This is a genomic window from Kineobactrum salinum (assembly GCF_010669285.1).
Taxonomy (GTDB): domain Bacteria; phylum Pseudomonadota; class Gammaproteobacteria; order Pseudomonadales; family Halieaceae; genus Kineobactrum; species Kineobactrum salinum.
Map to the genome: position 1 here is coordinate 1,299,118 of NZ_CP048711.1, position 23,629 is coordinate 1,322,746.

The window sequence follows — 23,629 nt, forward strand, 5'->3', positions numbered from 1 at the left end:
TAAGCTTTTGTTTTTACAGTATTTTAGTACATGCCAAGCCCGACAAATGTAAATAGGTCGTGAGCATCCCGTAATATGCGATGCAATTGACCTGAGTTGTCCATAAGTTCTCTTCACGTCCGCTTTCTGCACATTTTTGCATGATGGTTAAGGCCTCCTCCCCTCTTTTTTGACACGCCTGCCCCGAAATTTTATTTGACATAGCCGATAATCCAATCAACAATACATGAAATGGAATACTATTCCATTACATATATACAGTTGGCACATGACGGCCCGGGCAAAAGAGTATGATTGAATCCATAGATCGTTTTCATCCCAGCCAGAACGAAATTTCTCGCCGTTATCTCAATGTCCGGACGGCAATGGCTGAGCATGAACTGGATGCCTTGGTTGTTTGCGGTAGTGAATACACTGGCTTCGAAGGTGCTATTCGCTATCTGTCGGGTTTCCATATCCTGCATCGCTACGCTTATGTCGTAGTCACCCAGAACCACGAAGCTGTTGCGGTTTTCCCCAAGGAAGCAACCTGGGTGGGGGATCATTCCAGTACTTATCTGCAGGAAAAAGAGTTTCCGGAGCATTGCGGAAACTGGATAAAGGGCTATCTGCAAAACAAAGGCGTCAAAAGGCTTGGTATTTATGGTCTTGATTACATTATCAACGTACGTGACTTCTCGGCATTGGCAACTGGCGGTTTCGAAATCATTGATTTTGAACAGGCCTTCGACTATGCGCGGATCCAGAAAAGCGACGAGGAAATCCGATCGGTCCGTCACTCCATGGATCTTTGCAAGCAGGGCGTACTGGACATCATAAGAGCCTATGAACCGGGCAAAACCGAAGCGGAATTAATGGGTGAAGCGGAAAGGAGATTTTCCTCCTCCGGCTGTTCTCGTAGCACGATGAATATGGTTTTGGCGGGCGAGAATGGTTCCTTGCGTCCACAAGTCCTCTTCCCATCACAGCGCAAGATCGAATCATCTGACGGACTGATGTACGGCCTGGAGATAGCCGGAGAAGGTGGCCACTGGGTTGAATTCTCCCGTCCGTTGATGCCGGAAGGCATGGATGACATTACCGCTGAGATGTTTACAGCCCAACAGGAGTTCCATTCACTTGTTCGCGAGAATATGAAGGCGGGCAGTACGGTGGAAGAAGTATATCAAATCTGTACCAAGCCGTTTGAAGACAGGGGTTATCTCACAGGACATGTCTGCGGTCATTCTATTGGTATGACCATGATAGAGATGCCACGGGTCGCCGCGGGAGTAGAGTTTGTGTTGCCAGAGAATATGGTGTGTTCAATACATGCACATACTATAAATCCAGAACGCAGTCACGGCTTACTGTTTCAGGAAACCTACTTGGTCAACAACGCATGTGCAGAGCCGCTTTCTGGTACGGCGATCAAGGTATATGAGGGTACTGAGTCGGCACTGACAGAACTATAGCACTCTGGTCACTGCAACTTGATTTTTAAAGCTAGCGACCTTGGAACAGAGAATACCAGGTGACTGTACCAGCCGTAAGTGTGAATGCGGCGGCGCACTGCGCAGCCACAATAATAATTACACCCACGACTTCTTGCAAAGAAGAGGAGAGCAGCTATGACAACGTCCCAGAAGCCTCTTGTAACAGCGTATCGTCACGCATTGATGTTGCTGGCCGGTACCGGTATCACCGCCACATACCCGGATCAGGCGCATGCCCAGGGCGCCGGAAGACTCGAGGAAGTCGTGGTTACTGCGACGCACCGCGAGGAGAATCTGCAGGATGTACCGATTTCCGTCAGTGCCCTGACTTCCCAGGACCTCAGTGAACAACAGATTTTCGGCGCCACCGAAATCGCCAACAAGGTGCCGGGCATGTCCTACGCTGAGTTCTCTCCGGGCCAGGCCATGATCTCCATGCGCGGCATCAGTTCCGCGGACGACGGCGCTGGCATGGACAACTCGGCCGTGATGTTTCTCGACGGCGTGTATATTGGCCGCCTCGCCAACATCAATTTTGAAATGTTTGACCTGGAACGCATCGAAGTGCTGCGCGGCCCCCAGGGCACCCTGTTCGGGCGTAACGCTATCGGCGGCGCGATCAACGTAACATCGACCCGTCCCAGTGAGGAGTTCATGGCCAAGGCGGAGGTAGCTGCGGGTAACGAGGGGCACCTGCGCTACCAGGGTTTGATCAGCGGTCCATTGAGCGACAGCCTGTTCGGCAAGTTCAGTTTCAGTCACCGGGAGCACGACGGCTATGTGGACAACATCATCCTCGGTAAAAAGCAACAGGACGAAAACGTCGACTCCTTCCGCGGCCAGTTGCTGTTCCAGACCGATCGGTCGGAGTGGTTGTTGAGCGCAGATTACATGGAGGATGATCGGGAGGACATGGGGCGGGTGCCGGTATTCCCCGGCACCGATCCGGATACGGTCGAGCTGTGGCGCCAGGCCGGTGGCAGCTTTCGCAAAGTGACCGCACCGGTGGACGGCGACTCCTACCGGGATGCGAGCGGTATCAGCCTGCAGGGAGACATCGATTTCAACAGCGGCACCCTGATCACGATTACCGCCCTGCGCGATGCCGCGACTGACTGGGGCATGGCCTCGATCGGGGTTGGTTGGCGCGGCGGGGTGGAGATCCTCGACGACATCAACGAGGAGATCGAGACCTTCAGCCAGGAGCTGCGCTGGACCTCAAACCTGCGGGGCAACCTCAATTACGTGGCCGGATTATACTACCTGATTGAAGAGACCGACCGCACGGAGCAGTTCCGGCTGCTGGCCCCCGCGGGCGCCAATGGTGCCTACATCGATGTGGGCAACGAAATCTCGCGGCAGGAGAACGAAACCACCAGTTATGCGGCTTATATCCAGGGCGACTGGAACTTCAGCGATCGCTGGACCCTGACACTGGGGGCCCGCTTTACCCTGGATGAGAAGGAGACCGAGAGTACCTCGATCAACTGTGGCGCGCTGTCACCCGGGTTCGAGAACTATCCGGATTGCGCCGGCGTGGGCGGCAGCCTCAACATTATCGCCCAGACCTTCAGTATCGCCGCAGATGACGAGTGGAGCGACTTCTCTCCAAAGGCCTCCCTGCAGTTCCGCCAGACCGACCAGGTGATGTGGTTCGCCACTGTCGCCAAGGGCTTCAAGAGCGGCGGCTTCGGCGGCGCGCCAGGTACTCCGGAGCAGGCTGCCACCCCGGTGGACGAGGAGATTGCCTGGAACTACGAGTTGGGCATGAAAGGTGATTTTCTCGACAACTCACTGCGGCTGAACATCAGCGCTTTCTACATGGATTACCAGGACCTGCAGGTAGTTCGCTTCGGCCCCACCCAGGCCAATCCGGATTACGGCTCCTTCATCACCGACAACCTCGGCAAGGCTGAAATCAAGGGCTTGGAAACCGAGTTCATCTGGGCGCCGGTAGACAATTTCCAACTGTCCGGCAACTACACCTATCTGGATACCGAGGTGCAGGATCTGGTCCTGGAGGTGGCTGGCGGCGCGCTGGATGTGTCCGGTGCACCTTTGCGGCAGGCACCCGAGAACAAGGCGGCCCTTGCGATGGCCTACGAGATGCCACTCGACAACGGCGCCAAGCTCAATTTTCGGGTGGACTATACCTATTCCGACGAACAGCTCAACGACTACGCCGACCAGAACACCACCATCGATGAATTCAGCCTGTGGGACGCGCGGGCGGCCTGGGTATCGGCCGACGGCAATTGGCAGGTGGCCCTGTGGGGCAGGAATCTCACCGACGAAGAGTACATCTCCCACACCTATGTCATTGGCCCGGGTGTGGTCGGGGTCTGGGGGCCTCCTCGCACCTATGGCCTGACGCTCACGTGGGAAATGTAATCATGCGGCTCCAGTCGACACTGAGTGCACGTCCCGCCGCAATCGCATTGCCGCCTGTGCTGGCTGCCTGTGGCGGCATTCCCCCGCAGGTAGTTCGGCAGACCGCGAGAGCGGGGCGACCTTGCTACCTGATCGGCCGGGGAAATACTTTGGACAATAATCAGAAGCTCGTCTTCATCCGGGCCAGGACCCGCCGGCGGCTACTGTTTGCCGCGCTGATCCTGGCACTGTACTTCTCTTTCACGCTCAACTGGACCGGGTTCGGTGCCACACTTGCCGGACGTCTCGGCGGGAGCTATATCACCGGCTCGCTGCTGATGTTCGCCGGCCTGATCGTGGTGTTCATTGCGCTGGAGTTCTTGTTCATCTGGCTCAACCGTGCGTTCGAGCCCGAGGGGGAATAGCCGGATGACACCAACCCCATGCCGGGCGCACCGGCTGGGCGGCGTGCTGGCCGGCCTGCTGGTTCCCGGCCAGGCGGCATTGGCAGAGGTGAATATTGCCGGCGAGGTCGAACGGCAACCGCTCAATCCAGTGGCCATTACCCTGTTCCTGGTGTTCGTGGTCGCGACCCTCGCAATCAGCTACTGGGCGTCGCGGCGTACTCGCAGCAGCGGAGACTTCTACAATGCTGGCGGCCAGATCACGGGCCTGCAGAACGGCACAGCCATTGCGGGAGAATTCATGTCCGCAGCCTCCTTCCTGGGCATTACCGGGCTGATCTTCCTGGGGGGCTTTGACGGCCTGCTGCTGGCCCTGGGAGCGTTCTCCGCCTGGCCACTGATGCTGATTCTACTGGCGCGCCGGGTGCGCAACCTGGGCAGATTCACCTTCGTCGACGTGGTATCAACCCGGCTCGAGAGCACCCGTATCCGGCTGCTGGCCATCGTCAGTACCATCGTAGTGGTGATCCTCTATCTGATCGCGCAGATGGTGGGCGCCGGCAAACTCATTCAACTGTTGTTCGGGCTACCCTATGAGGTTGCGGTGGTAGCGGTGAGTGCTCTGGTACTGGCGTACGTTACCTTCGGCGGTATGCTCGCCACTACCTGGATACAGATCATCAAGGCTATCCTGTTGATTAGCGGGGTGACCGTCACGGCGTTTCTGGTGTTGCTGGAAACCGGCTTTAATCTGAACGAACTGTTCGCCGGAGCAGTCGCCAATCATCCCCGTGGCGAGCGGATCCTGGCGCCGGGGTTGCTGTTCAACGACCCGGTGCAGGTGGCGACGATTCTGGTGTCGATGCTGTTCGGCACGCTGGGACTGCCGCATATCCTGATGCGGCTGTACACTGTGCCCAATATGCGCGAGGCCAAGAAATCCGCCTTCTACGCTTCGCTGTTCATGGGCTACTTCTACCTGGTCCTGATCGTACTGGGTTTTGGCACCGTGGCGCTGTTGTATCGGGACCCGGCGTTCTTCAGCACTGCAGGCGGGTTGATTGGCGGCAGTAACATGGCGGCGATCCACCTGGCATCCGCAGTGGGCGGCGACCTGTTGACGGGGTTTATGGCGGCAGTCACCTTTGCCACCATTCTCGCAGTAGTGGCGGGGCTAACCGTATCCGGCGCCGCAGCCATCTCTCACGACTTTTATGCCGAAGTATTGTGCAAGGGCCAGCCGGATAGCCGCCGGGAGCTGCTGTTGACCCGAGTAACAACGGTTGCGATCGGGGTGATCGCGGTGGTCCTCGGCATCCTGTTCCAGGATGAGAATGTCGCCTTTATCGCCACCATGCCGATGGTGGTGGCCGCCTCGGTCAATTTCCCGGTCCTGTTCCTGTCCCTGTTCTGGCCCGGGCTCACCACCCGCGGTGCCATCGTCGGTGCCACGGTGGGGCTGATAGCGTCGGTGGCCCTGATCGTGGTCGGGCCACAGGTCTGGGTATCGGTACTGGGCTTCGAGCGAGCTCTGTTTCCCTACGACTATCCGGCCTTGTTCACCCTGCCGCTGGCGCTGGTGACAATCTGGCTGGTGTCCCGGTTTGACCGTTCAGAGCAGGCCGCGATGGACCGTAGCAACTATCATGCCCAGCTGGTGCGCTCTGAGTACGGGCCGGAGGACGGCGAACTCGAGGTGGCGCGGCACTAATCGCACCTTTGATCCCGAATGAAGAAATGAGCCGAATCGAGACCTTATTGAGGAAGTGCAGCGCTCTTATTTATCGCGTTTGCTCGTACGGTTAAGCACGACTCCGGCTTTCTCGAAATCCCAGGTAGTGGATGTCACGCCAATTTCACGTAGCGCGTGTTTTTTAATTTTATTGTTCTGTGTTCTTGGCAATTCTGCCGGGAATTCCCAATACCTGGGAATGGCGAAATACGCCAGCCGGCTTTCCAGGAAACGGATCATATTGACATGATCCGGCGTACAGCCAGGGCGCATAACTACAAACGCCATCACATCCTCTTCTGATCCGAGGTCAGATGGCACCCCTATGACTGCGGCCTCTTCGACATCTGAATGCAGCATCAGAGCGCTCTCAACTTCCCATGATGAGATGTTTTCACCACGACGGCGTATCGCATCCACCAGTCGGCCCAGAAAGTGGTATATCCCCTCAGAATCACGAAATACCTGGTCACCAGTGTGAAACCATAAGTTTCTCCACGCCTTGACTGTCGCCAACGGATTACCATAGTAACCTTGGGACATACTGAAAGGTTCGCGCTGACGGATAATTAGCTCCCCCGGCTTGCCCTCTTCCACATCACAATCATTCTTGTCGACGATTCGGACCTCAAAACCATCGGTAACCCGGCCCATGCTCGCAGGTGCATAGCCGCCGAGCGTATTGGAAAATACAAAGTTGGTTTCGGTAGACCCGTAGCCCTCAATAAGCTTCACACCGAAACGGGCATGGAATTTCTCAACCACATCCAGCGGTGTAGCCGGGCAGAGAGCCACTCCAACTGAATGCTCTTTATCCAGCGATCCGACCGGCTGTTTCAACAGGATCTGGGCCATAGAACCGAGAAGATAGGTGGCCGTAGCCCCATTTTCATACGCCTGCCGCCAAAAATTCCTGGCGGAAAATGCAGGCGCAAAAGAATAGGTGGCGCCATATAACATAGCTTGCCAAAGAGTATTCAACGCATTTGTGTGGAACATCGGAAGTACCGTAAAAAGCGTATCATCCTGATCCAGGCCCAGCGCCTCACCCGTCAGTGTACCCCACCAGTAGAACTGAGCATGAGGACAGAGCACACCCTTCGCTGCACCGGTCGTACCCGATGTATAGAGAATGGCTGCAGTATCGCCAGGCGCCACAGGGTGAGCGGGTATACCCGTAATATTCGGCTGTAATTCCTTGACCGACAAGGACCCGATAGATTCTCCATCACCCTTGATATCAATTGCGAATACAGCTCGAGCCTGGGCTATTATATCCTCTACAGGTGATAGTGCCGCGAAGTAGTCGGCTTCCATGATAAGCAATAACGGCTCCGCAGTTCCAATAGCATGGCGAAGTTGTTCGCCCCGTAGCGCCGTATTGATCGGCACCATAATAGCGCCAAGCCATGCGATCGCAAACCAAAGCTCAATGAGCTCGATTTTGTTGGACATGAATACTGCCACTGTATCGCCCGGCCCGACCCCCTCCTCAGCGAGCCGGCTGGCGTACCGGGCCGCAACGTCGGGTGCTTCTCCATAGCTAAGCTCCCGCTCTGCGCAGCGCAGAAGCACTCGCTCACCCAGCACAGCCTGGCGCTGAAGAAGCGCTGGCAGAGTGCGATCGGGGAAATCCAGCATTCTGGCCAGAATACCTGATTGGGGAACCCTTTCAGGAGTTGAATTGTGATTGGATGAATCAGTCATGTTTGGGGACCAGGCAGAGTAGTGGGGTCTCGGTAAGAGGTGACCAGGCAATCTTCTTCAGCGGATCACCCGGGCCGCGCCCAACTCCCTTCGTGCTGAAAGTCGGCGCCGTATTTCGTGCTAGTACTCACATGAACGCGTTAGCTTGGCTGCTATTGTCCTTGCACTTTGAATCGCAAATGCACCCTCTCCAACACCGATAATTACTGACTCTCCAGTAATATCCGGAGCCAAAAGTCAGCGGCATGACCGTTCCGCCGGAGGCGTTATGCTTCTCTGCGGAGGCGAGAAGGTTTACGTACGGTATCCCAAGCGATTGCGCCCTGGCCTCCTGCATAACCAGGACACCCTCTGCACCGGCACATGGCATAACACAGTCAAACAATCCCAACGGGTCTGACACGGGACGTGCTGAGAGATAAGCCTGCATTGTCAAACGCTCTCGCAGCAATGCTTGCCGATAAGCGCCGGCATTTTCCCTCTGTAGAATACACAAGCGGCCAAAATCTTCACGGTCAACGTTATACGCTTCCATATAAGCGCGAGTCAATAAAGCAAAAGGCACACTGGCCCCACCACAACCGTAAGGTGTAACCCCGTCAATAGTGAAGTTACTGAACCGGCCCAGAAGCCCGGCAAACTGATGGGGGATATAGGTGTCTCCGCCGATGCAGGCTACAACCTCAGCATCGCCGGCTGCCACCGCACGCGCTGCTCGACGCACACCTATAATTCCGGAGGCACCGCCCAGCTGGACCTGCTCTATCCAATTGAGACTGATATCGAATGTTTCGGCAAGTGACACCACGGTATCCGGTGCCAAGGAGTAGGAGGACACCATTAAACCGTCGCACTCTGCCTTCTGAAGCCCAGCAGCTGTCAGCATCCCGCGTAGCGCCGTGCCGATAAAATAGCTGGCCGGCTGGGTCGTTTTCCTTTGATAAGGAACCGAGACAGGCGCCGCGAGCACAATATTCTGATGGCTTCTCTGTAGTTTTCCAGAAGCCTTCATCGCTTGCTCACGGCAAGCATGCAGACAGCCAGCTTCATCATCGGCATGAAAACCCTCGCTCGCCTCTCAAGGAGTAGCTGCTTGAAAAACAAGCTATAGCACCTATGGTCACGCTTTTCGACCGGAAGCTAGACCCGCACCAGGTTTCTGACATCGTCATCTTCCTGGCTCGATTTCGCATTGAGCGTATCGATAATGCGAAGCAGTTCCTTTTTCTTGAATTTCAAATGTGTCTTTATCACTTCGACACTTTTTTTACTATCACGGCTCGTCAAATGCTTCAGCAGATCATCCAGCAAATCAACGAGGCTTAATCTCACTGCCAAATCGTCCAATGCGATCACCGACAAATACTGATAATGGTATTGCTCTGTCAGCTTCGTCAGACAAGCGTAAAGACCGGCGCTGCCGCTCATCAGCCAAAAGCGATCCCAGAATTTCTGGACAGTGGCATAGAAGTCGAAAACGTCACTGCCTGTTGCCGCAGTCCGGGCCTGGGACAATATCGACTTCAACTCCTCCAATTGCTCCTTCGTCGCCGCCTTGACTGCTTCTTGCGCAGCACGAGGCTCAAGAAGCAGCCTCACCTTGATAAAATCGACTATATTTTCTTCATTCAGCATCGGGACTGAGAACCCACCGGAAGGGCGGCTGTCCAGATACCCCAGCTCCTCCAACAAGCGCAGCGCTTCTCGAACCGGCGTTCTGGATACTCCCAGATGAACCGCAATTTTATCTTCGGTTACCCTTTCTCCCTGCGAGTAAATTCCCTCGAGAAGGGCGCGCTTTACCCTGCTATAAACCTGGTCTCGCAGGTGGACAGGCTTTTGGATTTTCATTGGTTCCATGGGAAGGTCCGGGGGCAGTGTAAATGTAAGGATTACGGTGTACGAAGTGGATAAGCTTTCCTGAAACCAGGACCTGAATATAGACGGGCTTAAGCAGCACAAAGTCCGTATACGGTATCCAGAATCGACGTGATTCTAGCACGAGCCACAACCCGTCGCCAAGACGGACCAAGACCCTGAACCGATACAGCTCTTGCAATCCGGACTGGAATGGCAACGATCAGGCCTCCACGTCGACATACATCTGGCACCCCTTCTATTTTTCGTATACAGTATACACTGGAATGAGATTCTGACAAAGCCAGAGCGCCAACTCCATGAAAATTCCGGCCATTAGCATTGATGAAATCGAGGGCTTAGTCGAACCGGACAGAGTTCACAAGCGGCTATATACAGATAGCGACATTTTTGAGCTGGAAATGGACAGGGTATTTTCAAAGGCATGGATTTTTGTATGCCATGAAAGTCAAATACCGGAACCCGGGGATTTCTGTAGCGCTCAGGTCGCCAGGCAGTCGGTTCTTGTCGTTCGCCATACGGACGACTCGATAAAGGCCCTGTACAACCGTTGTCCACACAAGGGAACTCAACTCACCACAGCAGCTTCTGGCCACGTTCGCGTTTTTCGCTGCATGTACCACGCCTGGTCATTCGATACAGACGGTTCTCTCAAGGCCCGCCCACTGGCTGACGGCTATGACGGAAGTCGGCTGGAAACAGACAATGAAGACTGCAATCTGAGGAGGATCGCTTGTGTCGAATCCTACCGCGGCTTTGTATTTGTACGTATCCATACAGAAGGGCCTGAGCTGTCCACGTGGCTCGGGAAAGCCAGAACGTCGATCGATAACATGGTAGACAGATCCCCGAGGGAGTACTTGAGGTAGTCGGAGCACCACTAAAATACATTAACGATTGTAACTGGAAGATGTTGGTCGAGAACGTGTCAGACAACCTGCATGCCCTCCCTACGCACAGGTCGGCAAGCGCCCCGGCCAGGGAAATAGCTGATGGTATTGGCAACGAAGGTGAGATGCCGGCTGTTCTCCATATGCTGACGCCATTTGGCAGCCCTCTGTCATTCTTCGAGGAAATAGGTCAAACAATCTGTGGGAATGGTCATTCCTTCACCGGTGGAGAGCTCAGCATTCACTCTGCTTATCCGGAAAACGAAGAGTACAACAAGGCAATGCTGGCCGCCCACGGTGAAGAAAGGTTCCAACAGATATTGTCGGTTGAGCGCCACAACACCGTCATTTACCCCAGCTTGTCTCTCAAGTGCAACTTGCAGACAATACGGGTATTCCGCCCGGTAAGCGTTGATCGAACCATTCTGGAAACCTGGACATTCAGGTTACGGGGCGCACCCGAAGAAATGCTGAAACGATCACTTCTATACAACCAAACTGTTTTCTCTCCTGCGTCTGTTGCCGGCCACGATGACAACGAAGCATTTTGTCGAATGCAACAAGGACTAAAGAATAACGGGCTTGATTGGGTCAGCCTGCATCGTCACATGGGGGTGGAGACGCGAAACGAAGATGGAACCATTAGCGCTCCAGGGACCAGCGATATTGCGTATCGACATGAATACGAGGCCTGGATGTCCTACATGAAAGATGAAGTAGAGTAGTGCTCAATGAACAATAGTTCTCAGTACACTTGTTCGCCGCAATGCGAATTGAGATCAGAACTGGAGCAATTTCTGTTCCATGAAGCCCGCTGCATTGATGAAAAACGCTGGGATGACTGGCTGTCCCTTTATCTTGAAGGAGCAATTTACTGGGTTCCGACCGACAGAGATCAGGTTGATCCGTTGCAACAGGCATCGATTGTTCATGAAGACAAAGCCACTCTGCGACTCAGGGTAAAACGCATGACACATCCGCAGGCACACTCGCTCGACAGACGGCCTGAGTCCACGCATCTAATATCCAACGTAATGCTGGATAAAGTGATTGAGGACGAGTATGTAGCCTACCATCTGTCATCGAGCTTCATGGTGCTTGGTTATCAAGAAGACCTGAGAAACACGCAAACAGTCTATGGCGGCAAATATTTCCATGAGCTGGCCAGAAAGGATGGAAAACTCAAAATCAATCAGAAAAAAGTGATACTTAATAATTGCGATGCGCCTCATCGCAATATTCAAGTTCTGTTGTAATAACCTGCCACCTATTCCTTACTGGGCGCCAAAGCTATGGCAATTCCACAGACTTCCGCAGTACCGACAAGACACCCAATCGACCGTAAATCTGTGTACATCGCCGCGGGTCTTCTTTCTGGCGCCGGGGCTCTAATCTCCAGTACGATGCCGATGATCATTGGCACAATGGCCGATACCTTCAAATTCAGCGAATCTCAACTTGGCGATATCATCGCAGTTTTCAATCTTACTTTCACACTGATTGCTATTGCGTCTCTCTTCTTCATTCGGCGAATCAACTGGAGGCTCGCAGCATTTCTGGGCTCAGGAGTTTCTGTAGCCTCCCTGTTTGCCGTCACTCTCACCGGCAATTATCAAACGATCACAATGCTATTCGGAGTCATGGGGATAGGGATTGGCGGGCTCTATGTGCTCGGTATGGTCGTGATGGGCGACAGTGAAAATCCGGATAGAGCCTTCGGCGTTAAACTGGGCCTTGAAGCATTGCCTTCCACAACCTTGCTCTTCATATTACCTGTCTTCGTTATCCCTCTCTACGGCTTCACAGGGATGGCATATGCCATGGCGGCAACATGTTTCATCATTGGCCTACTTAGCGGAGTACTTCCCTCTCGTGGCGTCAAGAACAATCCCTACAGTTTGCCCACGTCAGTTGAGGCCACCAGCACCAGCAACGTCGTCTCACTATCATCCACGGCGCTGCTTACTTTGTCGCTTTTTACCCTCGCTGCGGGTATCGTTTTCTTCAGCGGCATTCTCGCAACCTGGGCTTTTCTCGAAATAATGGCAACCAACAAACAACTTCCAGCGGAGCAGGTCGGCGTGATATTGGCGCTAAGCATGATCTCTTCCGCTGTCGGTGCTTTCGTCGCCGCCTGGTTGGGCAACAGATGGGGGCGCGACTTGCCCATGATAGGCATAGTGCTCGTCAACCTCATCGCTCTGGTAGTAATTTGGCAATCCAAATCCATAGTGTCTTTCGCTGCAGGGGCAATACTGTTCACGTTCTGCGTGAACTACGGCCTGGCTTACTTTTTCGGGCTTAGCGCCGAAATAGATGTGAGCGGTCGTTTTGTCGCGCTCTCCGCCACAACCCTGTCTCTGGGTGGTGTCGTGGGGCCCGCGCTGGGCGGACGAATAATGGAAGGCCAGGGCTTTGTATCTGTGTTAGCTTTTTCGGCCATATGCTCGATCCTGTCTTTAATAATGTTTATGACGGCTACTCGCATAACTCGAGCATCCTAAGAGCCTTGGCCTTTTGTGCTGGCTCACCGGCAGTTGGAACACCTACGGAGGGGACCCGCTTCCAAGCGCTTGGATAAATTTGGCACCAGCTTATTACTTTAACGAATTTTCTTTGAAACGGACGACATCATGACTAGTTCTACCAAAATTGATTTCATCTATCTTTCGGAATCCGACATGGTCAAGGCCGGCGTCACAGACATGCCTGCATGCGTAGATACCATGGAGGAAATGTTCAAGTTGCTTTACCGTGGCGACTATCGGATGGCGGGAGAGAACAACAACTCCCACGGGTCCCTTATTCTGTTCCCCGAAGATTCGCCGCACGCCACCATGCCGAAACCGACTCCGGACCGAAGATTCATGGCAATGCCCGCATACTTGGGTGGCTCTTTCGGGACCTCCGGAGTGAAATGGTACGGTTCCAATATAGCAAATCGGGAAATTGGCCTTCCGCGCTCCATTCTCATGTTTATCCTGACGGATACGGAAACGGGCGCACCGCTCGCGCTGATGTCTGCCAATCTTCTATCCGCCTACCGGACAGGCGCAATTCCGGGCGTGGGCGCGCGTTATCTCGCCCGCAAGGACTCACGTGTCGCTGGCATCCTCGGCCCCGGCGTCATGGGAAAGACTTCTCTCAGTGCGTTCATTACTGCCTGTCCAGAAATTGACACAGTCAAGGTCAAAGGGCGAGGGAGAAAGAGCATTGATCTTTTTATTAGCTGGGCCAAAGAAACCTACCCACAACTTACAGAGGTCTACGCTGTCGACTCCGAGGAGGAACTGGTCCGCGATTCGGATGTCGTGGCTTATTGCAGCTCCGGGGCGACCGGCGATCCAACAACGTATCCCATCGTCAAACGCGAATGGATTAGCCCGGGCACTTTCTTCGCAATGCCCGCCCTCGGGAACTTTGATGATGGCGTGGCAGGTCCCGAGGTCCGAAAAGTACTGGATAATACAGGCTTGTACGAAGCGTGGATGTCAGAGATCGCCCCGCCGGTCCACAACGTAAACCCGCTTGTGGGCCTGAAATTCATGGACATGGTCGCAGAAGGGAAGCTCAACAAAAGTGACCTTGAAGATCTGGGAAAGATTGTCGCAGGCGATGCTCCCGGCCGAAGCAATGATGAAGAAATTATCATGCTGTCGGTAGGAGGGATGCCGGTAGAAGACGTCGCATGGGGTACCGTGGTGTACCGCAACGCCATTAAAAGAGGCATCGGCGTCACTCTGAATCTCTGGGATAAGCCAATACTGGGCTAGAGCTGCAATGCCGGTTGCATGTGTTGAAAACTATTCAAACGTATAGATAGGCGAAATATATGGAAGAGATTATCAAAGTTAAAAGCGGTTCCAGGTTTGAAGATATCGCGAGTTATTCGCGCCTTGTTGCTGTCGGCAACCATATCTATATCTCCAATACCGCTGGACGCAATCCCGTGACCAAGGAAATGCCCGAAGGCGTTACAGAGCAATCGCTTCAGGCCATAGCCAATATCGAAAGCGCGTTGATCGCCGCAGGATCACGTCTGGCAGACATCGTAGCAATTCGGGTTTTTGTACCAAATCCAGCAGATGCGGACGCCGTTGGCGCAGTGCTTGGTGACAGGTTTCGGGGATTGATCCTGCTTGCACCCTGACATGTTCTCCGCTTGCCTCCGACATCTACAAAATGGAAATGGACGCCACAGCGTATCGCGAAGCCTCAGCAGGCAAGGCGCAATATCTCGATATTTCGAAGTAACTCGGTCTCAGAGACGATCAAACCGGTAGGTGTTGGGGTCGACAATGGGATCAGTGTTGGATACAAGGTCAGCGGCCAACTGTCCAGCTGCTGGCCCGGTGCCAAATCCGTGACCTGAAAATCCGGTAGCAACCGTCAGGCCAGGGACGGCCTTGATACGATCGATAACAGGATTGGTGTCCGGCGTGATGTCGATTACCCCCGCCCAGGCTTCTTCTATTTCCGCCTTATCGAAGATCGGCCATGCATTCCGAAGATTGGCAAGAGCTTCCTGATTCAGTTCTGAATCGACCTTTGGGTCCCTGGTACGTATCTTCTCGAACGGTGTATAGCTGTTTGCTCCCCAGCGGCGCCCAAGCTTCAGGTCTTCGACAAATTCACGGCCCAGCGATGTCCGCAGGAAACCAAAATTGGCGCGAAGCTGATTCAGATACCTCCATCCAATCAACAAATGATCAAGTGTGAGGGGTGCACTCAATGCTGATCGTTGAGTGATAATATAACCGCCATCCTGGTGCTTTCTAAAAGAAAAGTCGGGGCCTCCAACTGAAATATCCGTGGGTCCCTCCATTGGCCTGGTACGTAGAACAGATCCAATGACAGGGAGTGTCGGCAGAGCAATGCCCATGTTGCCCAGGAATCTTCTTGACCAGGTGCCGCCTGCGAGTAGAACTTGATCACAACGAATCTCGCCTCTTTCTGTGACGACACCGCTGACCTTGCCACCCGAGGTAGTAAGCGTTCGCACTGCACAGTTCTGGATGAGGTGAGCACCTTTTGCGATGGCGGCCCTGGCCATCGCACTTACCGCAATGGAAGGCTCTGCACGACCATCAGACGGAGTATAAATACCACCCGCCCATTGACCCTTGCCATTTGGTATACGTTCATCGATTTCTCCTGCACTCAATAGCTGTGAATCCAGGCAGAACGATTGAACCGATCTTGCCCATGCTTCATGAATCGTCATCTGCTCTTCTGTTTTGGCCAAAAACATAACGCCACATTGCTTATAACCAACCGATTGTCCGATTCGTTCCGGCATTTCTGCCCATAGCCGGTCTGCCGCCAACGCCAGCGGAACGTCTGCCACATGGCGACTGGTTTTTCGTATCCAGCCCAGGTTGCGTGATGACTGCTCTCCCGCGATATGGCCTTTCTCCAGTAATACGACGGGGATGTTACGTTCCGCCAATGTGAGTGCCGCGGTTACTCCAATAATTCCACCACCGATTATCACTACAGTAGTGGACTCCGGAAATTCGTCTATTGTCCTTACTGAATTGAGTGTTTTCGTCATAAACTCGATTTCCGGCTTCGCATCGTTGGACTGTTACGACTGTGATTTCTTTTGATAGTCATGCTGCGATTAATCTGCTTCAAAAGCGTTGACCACCTCGATCGCAGCAACGGGTATTTTAGATGAATGCGGCAGCAGACTCGCCTGCCGATGGGAAGCAAGAACTAGAACACATCTGAAGCATCAATTCCAGCCTCAATGAAGGCTTCGAACTTGCAGACATCTCCACCCATTGCTGAACACCGGTACTCTATGCAGCTTACGGATTGCTTGAATATTGTCTGGGCAACACTTCCAAGCATTCCCGAAATGGGGGCACAAACCGGGAAATCCGACTGGCCATAGCCGGCACTGAACGGGCTGCCTTCTACCGTGAGTGTGAGCTTGGTTGCTCCTGTCTCCAGACAAAACGCCCAATTACCCCACCCTAGCTGCAGGGCAATTTCCTCAACCTTCAACAATAATGCTTGTGGATCGTCGCCCAGGGTATCTGCATACGCCCGAATGGATTTACCTCCAAAGCGAAAAAACGAGTTCTCTATTTCACTGTACATCGCAAGAGAGTTCGAGCCCGAGCTGGACTTGAAGCAGCCCATCAACGCATCGGCCCGGACCAGGAGATATCGAGTATCGCCCGCATGAAGAACTCCATCCGCATTGCAAAGGGAGTCAATAAAAGTACCGCTCACTGCTCAACAACCTCGCTCCAGACACCGTGTACGGTCCATGGGGAACCCGGGGAATTGAACCTCATCATTACTCAAGGCAACCCAGGCACACTACTCTACGTTGACGATTGTTGACTTGATGTTAGTGTGCTGAAGAATCGCCTCTTCGCTCAGTTCAACCCCTATACCAGAGTTTTTAATTCCCCCAAAAGGCACCGCTATGTCCAGAACATTATGGGTGTTTACCCAGGTCATTCCCGCCTCCAGTCTTGGGACCATCCGATGTACCTTGTTGATATTCGTCGTCCACACGCTTGCGCCCAAGCCGAATGAAGTGTCATTAGCCCTTGCTATGGCTTCTTCGGTATCCTTGAACGAAGCAACCGCAAGTACTGGCCCAAATATCTCTTCCCGAACGGCTTTCATATCTGGAGTGACGTTAGCCAGGATGGTCGGTCGTACATAGAATCCTGGGTGGTCTACCGATTTGTTTCCCACGACCACCTCGGCCCCCTCATCGATGCCGGACTTGATGTAACCGAGCACTCTTTGCTGCTGCACGCTCGAAACAAGTGGCCCCATCTCTGACGAAGGAGCCAAACCGGGGCCCAACTTGACGCTGCTGGCAATCTCTGCCACACCGGCAAGTACTTCATCGTATATACTTTCGTGGACAAAAAGCCGTGACCCCGCGCAACAGTTCTGGCCGTGATTGCCGAGGATAGCCTGAGCAGCACCCGGGATGGCCTGGCTCAAGTCGGCATCATCCAGGATGATCACTGGAGATTTTCCACCTAGCTCGAGCGAACATTTCTTGAAACTTCTGGCAGCTTCGATTCCTATTGCGCGTCCGGTATCGGTGGACCCGGTAAAGGAGATTTTGCTAACATCCGGATGTGCCACAAGGGCAGCTCCTGCAACTGCTCCGTACCCCGTGACCACGTTAATCACTCCGTCGGGAATACCTACTTCCTTCGCAAGCAGTGCGAACCGAAGAGCGGTCAAAGGCGTATTCTCTGCTGGCTTCAGTACCACCGTACAGCCAGTAGCCAATACCGGTGCGATTTTCCATATCGCCTGCCCGAGCGGCACATTCCAGGGGGTTATCGCGCCAACGACACCAACTGGCTCCCTGGTTGTATAGGCAAAAAAATCCATGTCAGGAGCATATGGCACTGACACCGGTATCGTTTTCCCATGTAGCTTGGTTGTCCATCCTGCCATGTAGCGCAGGCAATCCACGGAGAGGTCAACATCGAATAGCCGGGTATTCACAAGAAGCCGTCCGCTATTCAGGCTTTCAATCTCCGAGAACTCCTGAGCGTGCCCTTCCAGCACAAGCGCCAACTTGAGGATCAGGCGTTCGCGAGCGGCAGGCTTGAGACCCGCCCATGAGGGATCTCCAAATGCCCGTTTGGCCGCCTGAACGGCGCGATCGACATCTTCGGCAGTACCTTCAGGAACAGCCGCAATTTGCTCACCACTCGACGGGTCAAACACAGGGATTGTGCCACCGCTTGAAGCAGGCGCGGACATCCCATCGATAAACATGCCGTGCTCCGCGAACACAAATCTCCTGCTTTCGGCGCCCAGTAACGACAAATCATTCTTCATAATAATTTCTTCCAGAAATATTTCAGTATTTGCCGTCGAAGGCAGTAGGGAGGAACCCTTCCGGCCATTTTATCTAGCCCGCTCAGAATATATATCCTTCATTATTACGGGCTAACTCAGCGAATTGCGATCAACGGCTTCACAGTTTTGGCGGCACCCTGAGGGGTGTATCAGGTATTGATCCTGCCCCTACCAATTATGACTGATCGTTACTCCAGCCCACCGTGGCTGGCCAATCATGCTCTGGGAAAATCCCAGCCCCGGAACCTGGATCGCATAGATTCGATACTCTTCGTCAGTGACATTCTTGACCCATACGGAGAATTGCGTTTTTCCTGAGGCGGTAAGGTATGAGGCTCGCAGGTTGCCAACCGAATAGCTGTCTTCCGTACCGAGAGTTGTATTGGTGATGTCAAAGTATTGCTCTCCAACATACTGCATATCCCCCTGCACCGACATTACTCCATTCATCGCCTCCCACTCATAGCGTGCCAGGGCGTTGAATGTCGCCTCAGGAGCCATCGCAAGTTCACGATCGATGACCGAGACACCGGTATTAATGTCCTCAACCTCGGTATCAAGCAAACTCAGCCCAATATTGAAATCCCAACCTTCCCAGGGGCTTGCCACCAATTCCGCATCCAACCCATAGATCGATGCATCCTTGTTCGATACCACATTACTCAGACCTTCAAAGCTGAAGGCCTGGTAATCTTTGTAATCATAGTAGAACACAGAGCTGTTGAACCTTACCGCGCCATTCAACAATGTCCACTTGAATCCAAGTTCATAGGAGAACAACTCCTCTTCATCAAAGGGTATGTCCTCGACGGTTCGGGGATCAATACCAAGGTCGATATTGAAACCTGCACCCTTTACTCCTTTCGCTGTCGAGGCAAAAACAAGTAGATCATCATGGAAGTGGTGATTGATCTCCAGACGATAGGTCAGATTGTCAGTGTCGTGTTTGGTCAATCCGCCCGCAGTTGCCTCAGTGAAGGCGAATGCGGGATCAGGTAATATACCGTTTTCATCCGTCACTACCATATCGAACTCACGTTCTTCATCGGTATAACGCAGCCCCGCGATTATCGTCGTGTTAGCGGTAATATCGTATTCATACTGACCGAAAAGGGACCAGGAATCCGTCTCATCCTGAGTGACAGTATTGTTGTTTGCCGGGAAACCAATAAATGTTTCTCTTGAAAGATCAGTCCGCGTCCCACTGTTGATGTCTCGCATGTAATAGTACATGCCTGCCGTCCACCGGCTCCGCTCGGCCGATTTTTGAATCTGAAACTCCTGACTCCACTGCTCACTGTCTACCGGATTAGTGACTTCTATAAAGGGGGCCGGACCCGAATCGGTGTCTTCACCAAACTGCTTTTCTACGTCTTCATAAGCCGTAATGGAGGTGATATCAAAGTCACCGACAGTCCAGTCAATGTTCAAAGACGAACCGAAGGTATCGAGTTTGACGAAGGGTTCGCGATTATTTTCAGTCTTGTAGAAGTCACCCGTGGTATCACGATAGCCGGTCAGATCGCAGCCCGCACACGTCCCATATATGTCGACATCCGCGGGCACTTCTACAGAATCAAACCCGTCCTCACCGACCATTGATGCGGTATGTTTATAGGCGGCCCCGACCTGGTCTGATTCCCCTGCATGTACTTTGAAGAGAAATTCAAGATCATCACTTTGCTGGTAGAGAAACTGCACGCGCCCTGAAATGTTGTCTGTCTCTCCAGCATCGGCGACGCCTGGATTGGTGTTCTCAATGTATCCGTCATGCTTGTTATAAAGTATGGAAGCGCGTGCCCAGAGCCTGTCAGTCAGGCCACCGCTGGCATTGCCCTCCACGCGCACTTGATCATACTCACTCAGGGTCAGCTCGACAGAAGCTTCCTTCTCAGGTGTGGGTTTTCTGGTTATAAAGTGCACCAGGCCACCCGTTGAGTTACGCCCGTACAACGTGCCCTGCGGCCCCCTCAATACCTCAGCTCGCTCTATATCAAAGAGCTGAAATCCGATGCCAGCAAGCGTCGCGTTATAAACGCCGTCCACATAGACTGCCACGGGTGCCTCATTGGACTCGGAGAAGTCGTTCAGACCGACTCCACGAAGCGTAAACGCCACATTGCTGCCTGCCCCAAATGGCGACACTGCGTTCAGGCCTGGAGTGTGTACCACTAGATCGGCGGCGTTTTCAATGCCGAGGGCCTTCATCTGGTCGCCGCTGAAAGCCGTAACGGATATGCCAATGTCTTGCATACTTTCCTCGCGCTTCTGCGCGGTCACGGTGACCTCCTCCAGCACAGCTGCAGAGGCAGGTACTGCAGTCACTGCAGCACCTGCAGACAGAGCTCCAACCAAGAATGGGAAGTAGTTCCAATGGGCTTTATGTATCGGTCTAAGGAGGTAGTTGGTAGCTCGCATTACAAATATTCCCCTCTGTTAGGTTTGACTCTACAAGCAGAGCCAAGCGGTCGGTCGCTCAGTTAATCGTATACTGTATACCGTATTTGACCGTAACTCAGTCGTTTCAGGAAATCAACAGAAATTTGCCGAGCCTGACGGGCCGTTCAGATGTCCTGCCAGCCACAGCTTGACCGAGCCGCTTGCGACAGGTCGCGTGAATCGACGGGTAGCCTGCGCAGGATGGGTGGAATCACCTCTGGCCATCTGGACCGATAGACGCAAGGGAGCGTATGATCCTTGGAACCTTGCCTGAATTGTCGCAGCACACTGACGAGTGGCAGATCGACATCGGCGCCGGAGCTGGCGTATCCTCCACCCATGGCTTCCAGAATCTTCGACAAGCTTCCCGCTCCGATACGGCATTGGCTCGGCATCCTGGGTGCTGCGAGCCGGAACTGGCTGGCCAGTCAGGCCTTTATTTACGCGGCAGCGCTGGCGTTCTTCACCGTATTCTCAATTGCGCCGATCATGGTGGTGGTTGTCACCCTGGTTGGGCTGGTACTCGGCGAGAGTGCTGCCCAGGGTAGAATCTTCGAGCAGCTGGAGGGGACCCTCGGCCCGGAAGCGGCCGGTGTGGTGCAGACGGCGGTGATCAATTCCCAGATCGACCAGAGTGGCATCTGGCCGGCGCTGATCGGGATCTTCGCCACCGTAGTCGGCGCCACCACGGTCTTTGCCCAGATGCAGCAGTCCCTGAACCAGATCTGGGACGTCGCGCCACGGCCCTCCAGGAGCAGTATGTGGGTCTTCCTCAAGGCCCGGGTGCTGTCGCTGACCATCATCCTGGCCATCGGCTTCGTGCTGTTGGTCTCGCTGCTGTTGTCCGTGGCCCTGCGTGGCGTCATGGCATACGCCGAGGGATGGCTGCCGGTTCCTGGCTGGGCGCTGGTGAGCTTGGAGCTGTCTCTGTCGCTGTTTGTGGTCACGCTTCTGTTCGCGGCGATGTTCAAGATCCTGCCCGATGTGGTGCTGTCCTGGCGCGACGTCCTGCTCGGCGCCTTCCTCACCGCAGTGCTGTTCACGGTGGGCCGCTCCCTGATCGCCATGTACCTGGCCAATACAGCGACCGCATCGGCCTACGGCGCCGCCGGCTCCCTGGCGCTGCTCCTGCTGTGGGTGAACTATTCCTCGCTGATCCTCCTGTTCGGGGCGGCGTTCACTCGTGCGCACCTCGAAGGCAGGGGTCTGCCCGTTCGACCCAAGAGCACCGCAGTGGTCGTGCATCGGGAATTGGTCGAGGAAGTGCAGCAGGGCTGAGCTTTCGGGTTGCGCCCGGGGTGGGATTCGGCACCAGCGCAACGATGCCCCCGGGAGCGGAACCGCCCGATGCTCTTCGTGGACATTGGCAGCAAACTAAAACAACACTGGAGTTCTAGAGGGAAAATCATAGCTCCGCAAAGAATTCCGAAGGATGGAATATCAGAACTCGCCCCCCTGCTCCGGGACCAGTAGATTTGCCTCCCGGTACAAAAGCCAGCGACCGTCCCTCCTGGTAAGCACAGTGAGTGTATTCCCCTTCCGCGCCATTTCAGGGGATCCCTCGATTAATGTCTCCTTTGCCACTAAACGCTGCGCTCAGGACGGCCTACTTTGGAGCGTCTTGTTAGCAGTGCTACGCGCACTCATGCTCAAACGGGTTCAGGGTTTCACCACTTGGTGCCGGGTATGGTTGCTTGAATGTAAACGCTGAATACGTTGGACCTCACGACTCCGGATCAAACCCGAATACTCGAAGCTCCTGATCACAGCGACACACTTTCGCGATGCGTGCGGCCCATTCGATGGCCTCCTTGTTTGAAGGAAGCTCAAGTACAGTGAATCCACCGTTGAGCGCAGGCGCCCACGGGTAGCCTCCCTCAGCCACTGAGCCATCGGCCGAAACCAGAAGGGGCGGTACTGCTTCATCAATACCACCGCCGAAGACGTAGACGCCCGCATCCTTGGCCTCGCGTATCACGGCATGAGAGTCTCGACCCACCGCCTCCCACTCACTGTCGGGTACAGCCATTGCAGCGCTGGGGAATGAAATTAGATACTTTGCCATGATCGTCTTGCTCCAAGACTTCTGTGGTTAGTGATACAGGCCATGCCTAGCGCCCATGCACAGCGGCGAGCGTAGCGAGTCCGGCACCCGAAGGGCGCGAACTGCCACTGCTGGTGAGGTCATCCACATCTCAACCGCGAAACGCTGCCTCGATCGCAGCAATGTCGATTTTCCTCATCGTCATCATTGCCTCGAACGCGCGCTTGGCGGCTGCGCGGTCGGGACTGGTATTCGCTTTCGTCAGCGCGATCGGCGTAATCTGCCAGGAGATGCCCCACTTGTCCTTGCACCACCCGCACTGGCTCTCCTGACCGCCGTTGCCGACAATAGCATTCCAATAGCGATCAGTCTCATCCTGGTCTGCGGTCGCAATCTGAAACGAGAACGCTTCGCTATGCTTGAAGGCGGGTCCGCCGTTGAGTCCGAGGCACGGTACACCCAGTACGGTGAACTCGACCGTCAATACGCTCCCTTCCTTCCCCGATGGATTATCCCCAGGTGCGCGGTGCACCGCGCCGACTGACGATTCGGGGAATGTCTTGGCATAAAATCGCGCGGCTTCCTCGGCGGCGTCATCGTACCAAAGGCAGATTGTGTTCTTTGCAATGCTCGTCATGATCAGTTTTCCTGTCCGGGTCTATTGCCGTAACTGGCAATCCATAGTCGAACCGAATTGCCTGAATTCGACAACAGTCTGTTATTGAAGCCGCTACCAGCCAATTAGTGCGATGGCGTACAGACCAGCGTCCCGCATTTTTGCTTCCCTATCGGCTCGGACCAATATCGAAACATACTTCAGGACAATGAGCCAT

Annotated in this window: 20 protein-coding genes; 11 read left to right on the forward strand and 9 right to left on the reverse strand. The window is 54.1% G+C overall.

Annotated features, from left to right (window positions below; translation table 11 throughout):
* Positions 1–290: 290 nt before the first annotated feature.
* From G3T16_RS05515 to G3T16_RS05530, 4 genes are all read left to right on the forward strand, one after another.
* A complete protein-coding gene (locus tag G3T16_RS05515) occupies positions 291–1,454 on the forward strand; it encodes a M24 family metallopeptidase (RefSeq protein ID WP_163494178.1) in 1,164 nt (387 codons plus the stop codon).
* A 156-nt stretch (positions 1,455–1,610) separates the two neighbouring features.
* On the forward strand, positions 1,611–3,866 hold the full coding sequence (locus tag G3T16_RS05520) for a TonB-dependent receptor (protein WP_163494179.1): 2,256 nt from the start codon (positions 1,611–1,613) through the stop codon (positions 3,864–3,866).
* 149 nt (positions 3,867–4,015) lie between these two features.
* On the forward strand, positions 4,016–4,270 hold the full coding sequence (locus tag G3T16_RS05525) for a hypothetical protein (RefSeq protein ID WP_163494180.1): 255 nt from the start codon (positions 4,016–4,018) through the stop codon (positions 4,268–4,270).
* 4 nt (positions 4,271–4,274) lie between these two features.
* The gene (locus tag G3T16_RS05530) at positions 4,275–5,960 is read left to right on the forward strand and encodes a sodium:solute symporter family transporter (protein ID WP_163494181.1); all 1,686 of its coding nucleotides are present in this window, start codon (positions 4,275–4,277) and stop codon (positions 5,958–5,960) included.
* A 66-nt stretch (positions 5,961–6,026) separates the two neighbouring features.
* Here the strand turns inward: G3T16_RS05530 and G3T16_RS05535 are convergent, their stop codons facing one another.
* The 3 genes from G3T16_RS05535 to G3T16_RS05545 all read right to left on the reverse strand — a co-directional run bounded on the left by G3T16_RS05535 (position 6,027) and on the right by G3T16_RS05545 (position 9,548).
* Positions 6,027–7,688 carry an AMP-binding protein gene (locus G3T16_RS05535; RefSeq protein ID WP_163494182.1) on the reverse strand — a complete coding sequence of 554 codons (1,662 nt, stop codon included), beginning with the start codon at positions 7,686–7,688 and terminating at the stop codon, positions 6,027–6,029.
* A gap of 127 nt (positions 7,689–7,815) precedes the next feature.
* The gene (locus G3T16_RS05540) at positions 7,816–8,700 is read right to left on the reverse strand and encodes a beta-ketoacyl-[acyl-carrier-protein] synthase family protein (RefSeq protein WP_163494183.1); all 885 of its coding nucleotides are present in this window, start codon (positions 8,698–8,700) and stop codon (positions 7,816–7,818) included.
* A 128-nt stretch (positions 8,701–8,828) separates the two neighbouring features.
* Positions 8,829–9,548 (reverse strand): GntR family transcriptional regulator, encoded by a 720-nt coding sequence (locus tag G3T16_RS05545; protein WP_163494184.1) that lies wholly within the window; start codon positions 9,546–9,548, stop codon positions 8,829–8,831.
* A 317-nt stretch (positions 9,549–9,865) separates the two neighbouring features.
* Between G3T16_RS05545 and G3T16_RS05550 the strand changes: the two genes are divergently transcribed.
* From G3T16_RS05550 to G3T16_RS05575, 6 genes are all read left to right on the forward strand, one after another.
* Positions 9,866–10,435: a Rieske 2Fe-2S domain-containing protein gene (locus G3T16_RS05550; protein WP_163494185.1), complete on the forward strand. Its 570-nt coding sequence runs from the start codon at positions 9,866–9,868 to the stop codon at positions 10,433–10,435.
* A 20-nt stretch (positions 10,436–10,455) separates the two neighbouring features.
* On the forward strand, positions 10,456–11,181 hold the full coding sequence (locus tag G3T16_RS05555) for an SRPBCC family protein (protein WP_269473287.1): 726 nt from the start codon (positions 10,456–10,458) through the stop codon (positions 11,179–11,181).
* Positions 11,182–11,187: 6 nt separating this feature from the next.
* On the forward strand, positions 11,188–11,712 hold the full coding sequence (locus G3T16_RS05560) for an aromatic-ring-hydroxylating dioxygenase subunit beta (RefSeq protein WP_163494187.1): 525 nt from the start codon (positions 11,188–11,190) through the stop codon (positions 11,710–11,712).
* Positions 11,713–11,748: 36 nt separating this feature from the next.
* Positions 11,749–12,960 carry an MFS transporter gene (locus tag G3T16_RS05565; protein ID WP_163494188.1) on the forward strand — a complete coding sequence of 404 codons (1,212 nt, stop codon included), beginning with the start codon at positions 11,749–11,751 and terminating at the stop codon, positions 12,958–12,960.
* Positions 12,961–13,089: 129 nt separating this feature from the next.
* Positions 13,090–14,229 (forward strand): tyramine oxidase subunit B, encoded by a 1,140-nt coding sequence (locus G3T16_RS05570; protein WP_163494189.1) that lies wholly within the window; start codon positions 13,090–13,092, stop codon positions 14,227–14,229.
* 59 nt (positions 14,230–14,288) lie between these two features.
* Positions 14,289–14,606: a Rid family hydrolase gene (locus G3T16_RS05575; protein ID WP_197911921.1), complete on the forward strand. Its 318-nt coding sequence runs from the start codon at positions 14,289–14,291 to the stop codon at positions 14,604–14,606.
* A gap of 111 nt (positions 14,607–14,717) precedes the next feature.
* On the opposite strand, the gene G3T16_RS05580 is transcribed toward G3T16_RS05575, so the two are convergent.
* The 4 genes from G3T16_RS05580 to G3T16_RS05595 all read right to left on the reverse strand — a co-directional run bounded on the left by G3T16_RS05580 (position 14,718) and on the right by G3T16_RS05595 (position 20,638).
* On the reverse strand, positions 14,718–16,010 hold the full coding sequence (locus tag G3T16_RS05580) for an NAD(P)/FAD-dependent oxidoreductase (protein WP_163494190.1): 1,293 nt from the start codon (positions 16,008–16,010) through the stop codon (positions 14,718–14,720).
* A 164-nt stretch (positions 16,011–16,174) separates the two neighbouring features.
* Complete coding sequence (locus G3T16_RS05585; RefSeq protein WP_163494191.1) at positions 16,175–16,699, reverse strand: V4R domain-containing protein; 525 nt, start codon at positions 16,697–16,699, stop codon at positions 16,175–16,177.
* A gap of 90 nt (positions 16,700–16,789) precedes the next feature.
* Positions 16,790–18,292 (reverse strand): aldehyde dehydrogenase family protein, encoded by a 1,503-nt coding sequence (locus G3T16_RS05590; protein WP_163494192.1) that lies wholly within the window; start codon positions 18,290–18,292, stop codon positions 16,790–16,792.
* A gap of 189 nt (positions 18,293–18,481) precedes the next feature.
* The gene (locus tag G3T16_RS05595) at positions 18,482–20,638 is read right to left on the reverse strand and encodes a TonB-dependent receptor (protein ID WP_163494193.1); all 2,157 of its coding nucleotides are present in this window, start codon (positions 20,636–20,638) and stop codon (positions 18,482–18,484) included.
* 453 nt (positions 20,639–21,091) lie between these two features.
* Here G3T16_RS05595 and G3T16_RS05600 point away from each other — a divergent pair, with 453 nt between their 5' ends.
* Entirely contained in the window at positions 21,092–22,030 is a 939-nt protein-coding gene (locus G3T16_RS05600) for a YihY/virulence factor BrkB family protein (RefSeq protein ID WP_163494194.1), read from the forward strand.
* A 445-nt stretch (positions 22,031–22,475) separates the two neighbouring features.
* Here G3T16_RS05600 and G3T16_RS05605 read toward each other — a convergent pair whose 3' ends face one another.
* The gene (locus G3T16_RS05605; RefSeq protein ID WP_163494195.1) at positions 22,476–22,817 is read right to left on the reverse strand and encodes a YciI family protein; all 342 of its coding nucleotides are present in this window, start codon (positions 22,815–22,817) and stop codon (positions 22,476–22,478) included.
* Between the two features lie 130 nt (positions 22,818–22,947).
* The gene (locus tag G3T16_RS05610; protein WP_163494196.1) at positions 22,948–23,433 is read right to left on the reverse strand and encodes a VOC family protein; all 486 of its coding nucleotides are present in this window, start codon (positions 23,431–23,433) and stop codon (positions 22,948–22,950) included.
* Positions 23,434–23,629: the final 196 nt, after the last annotated feature.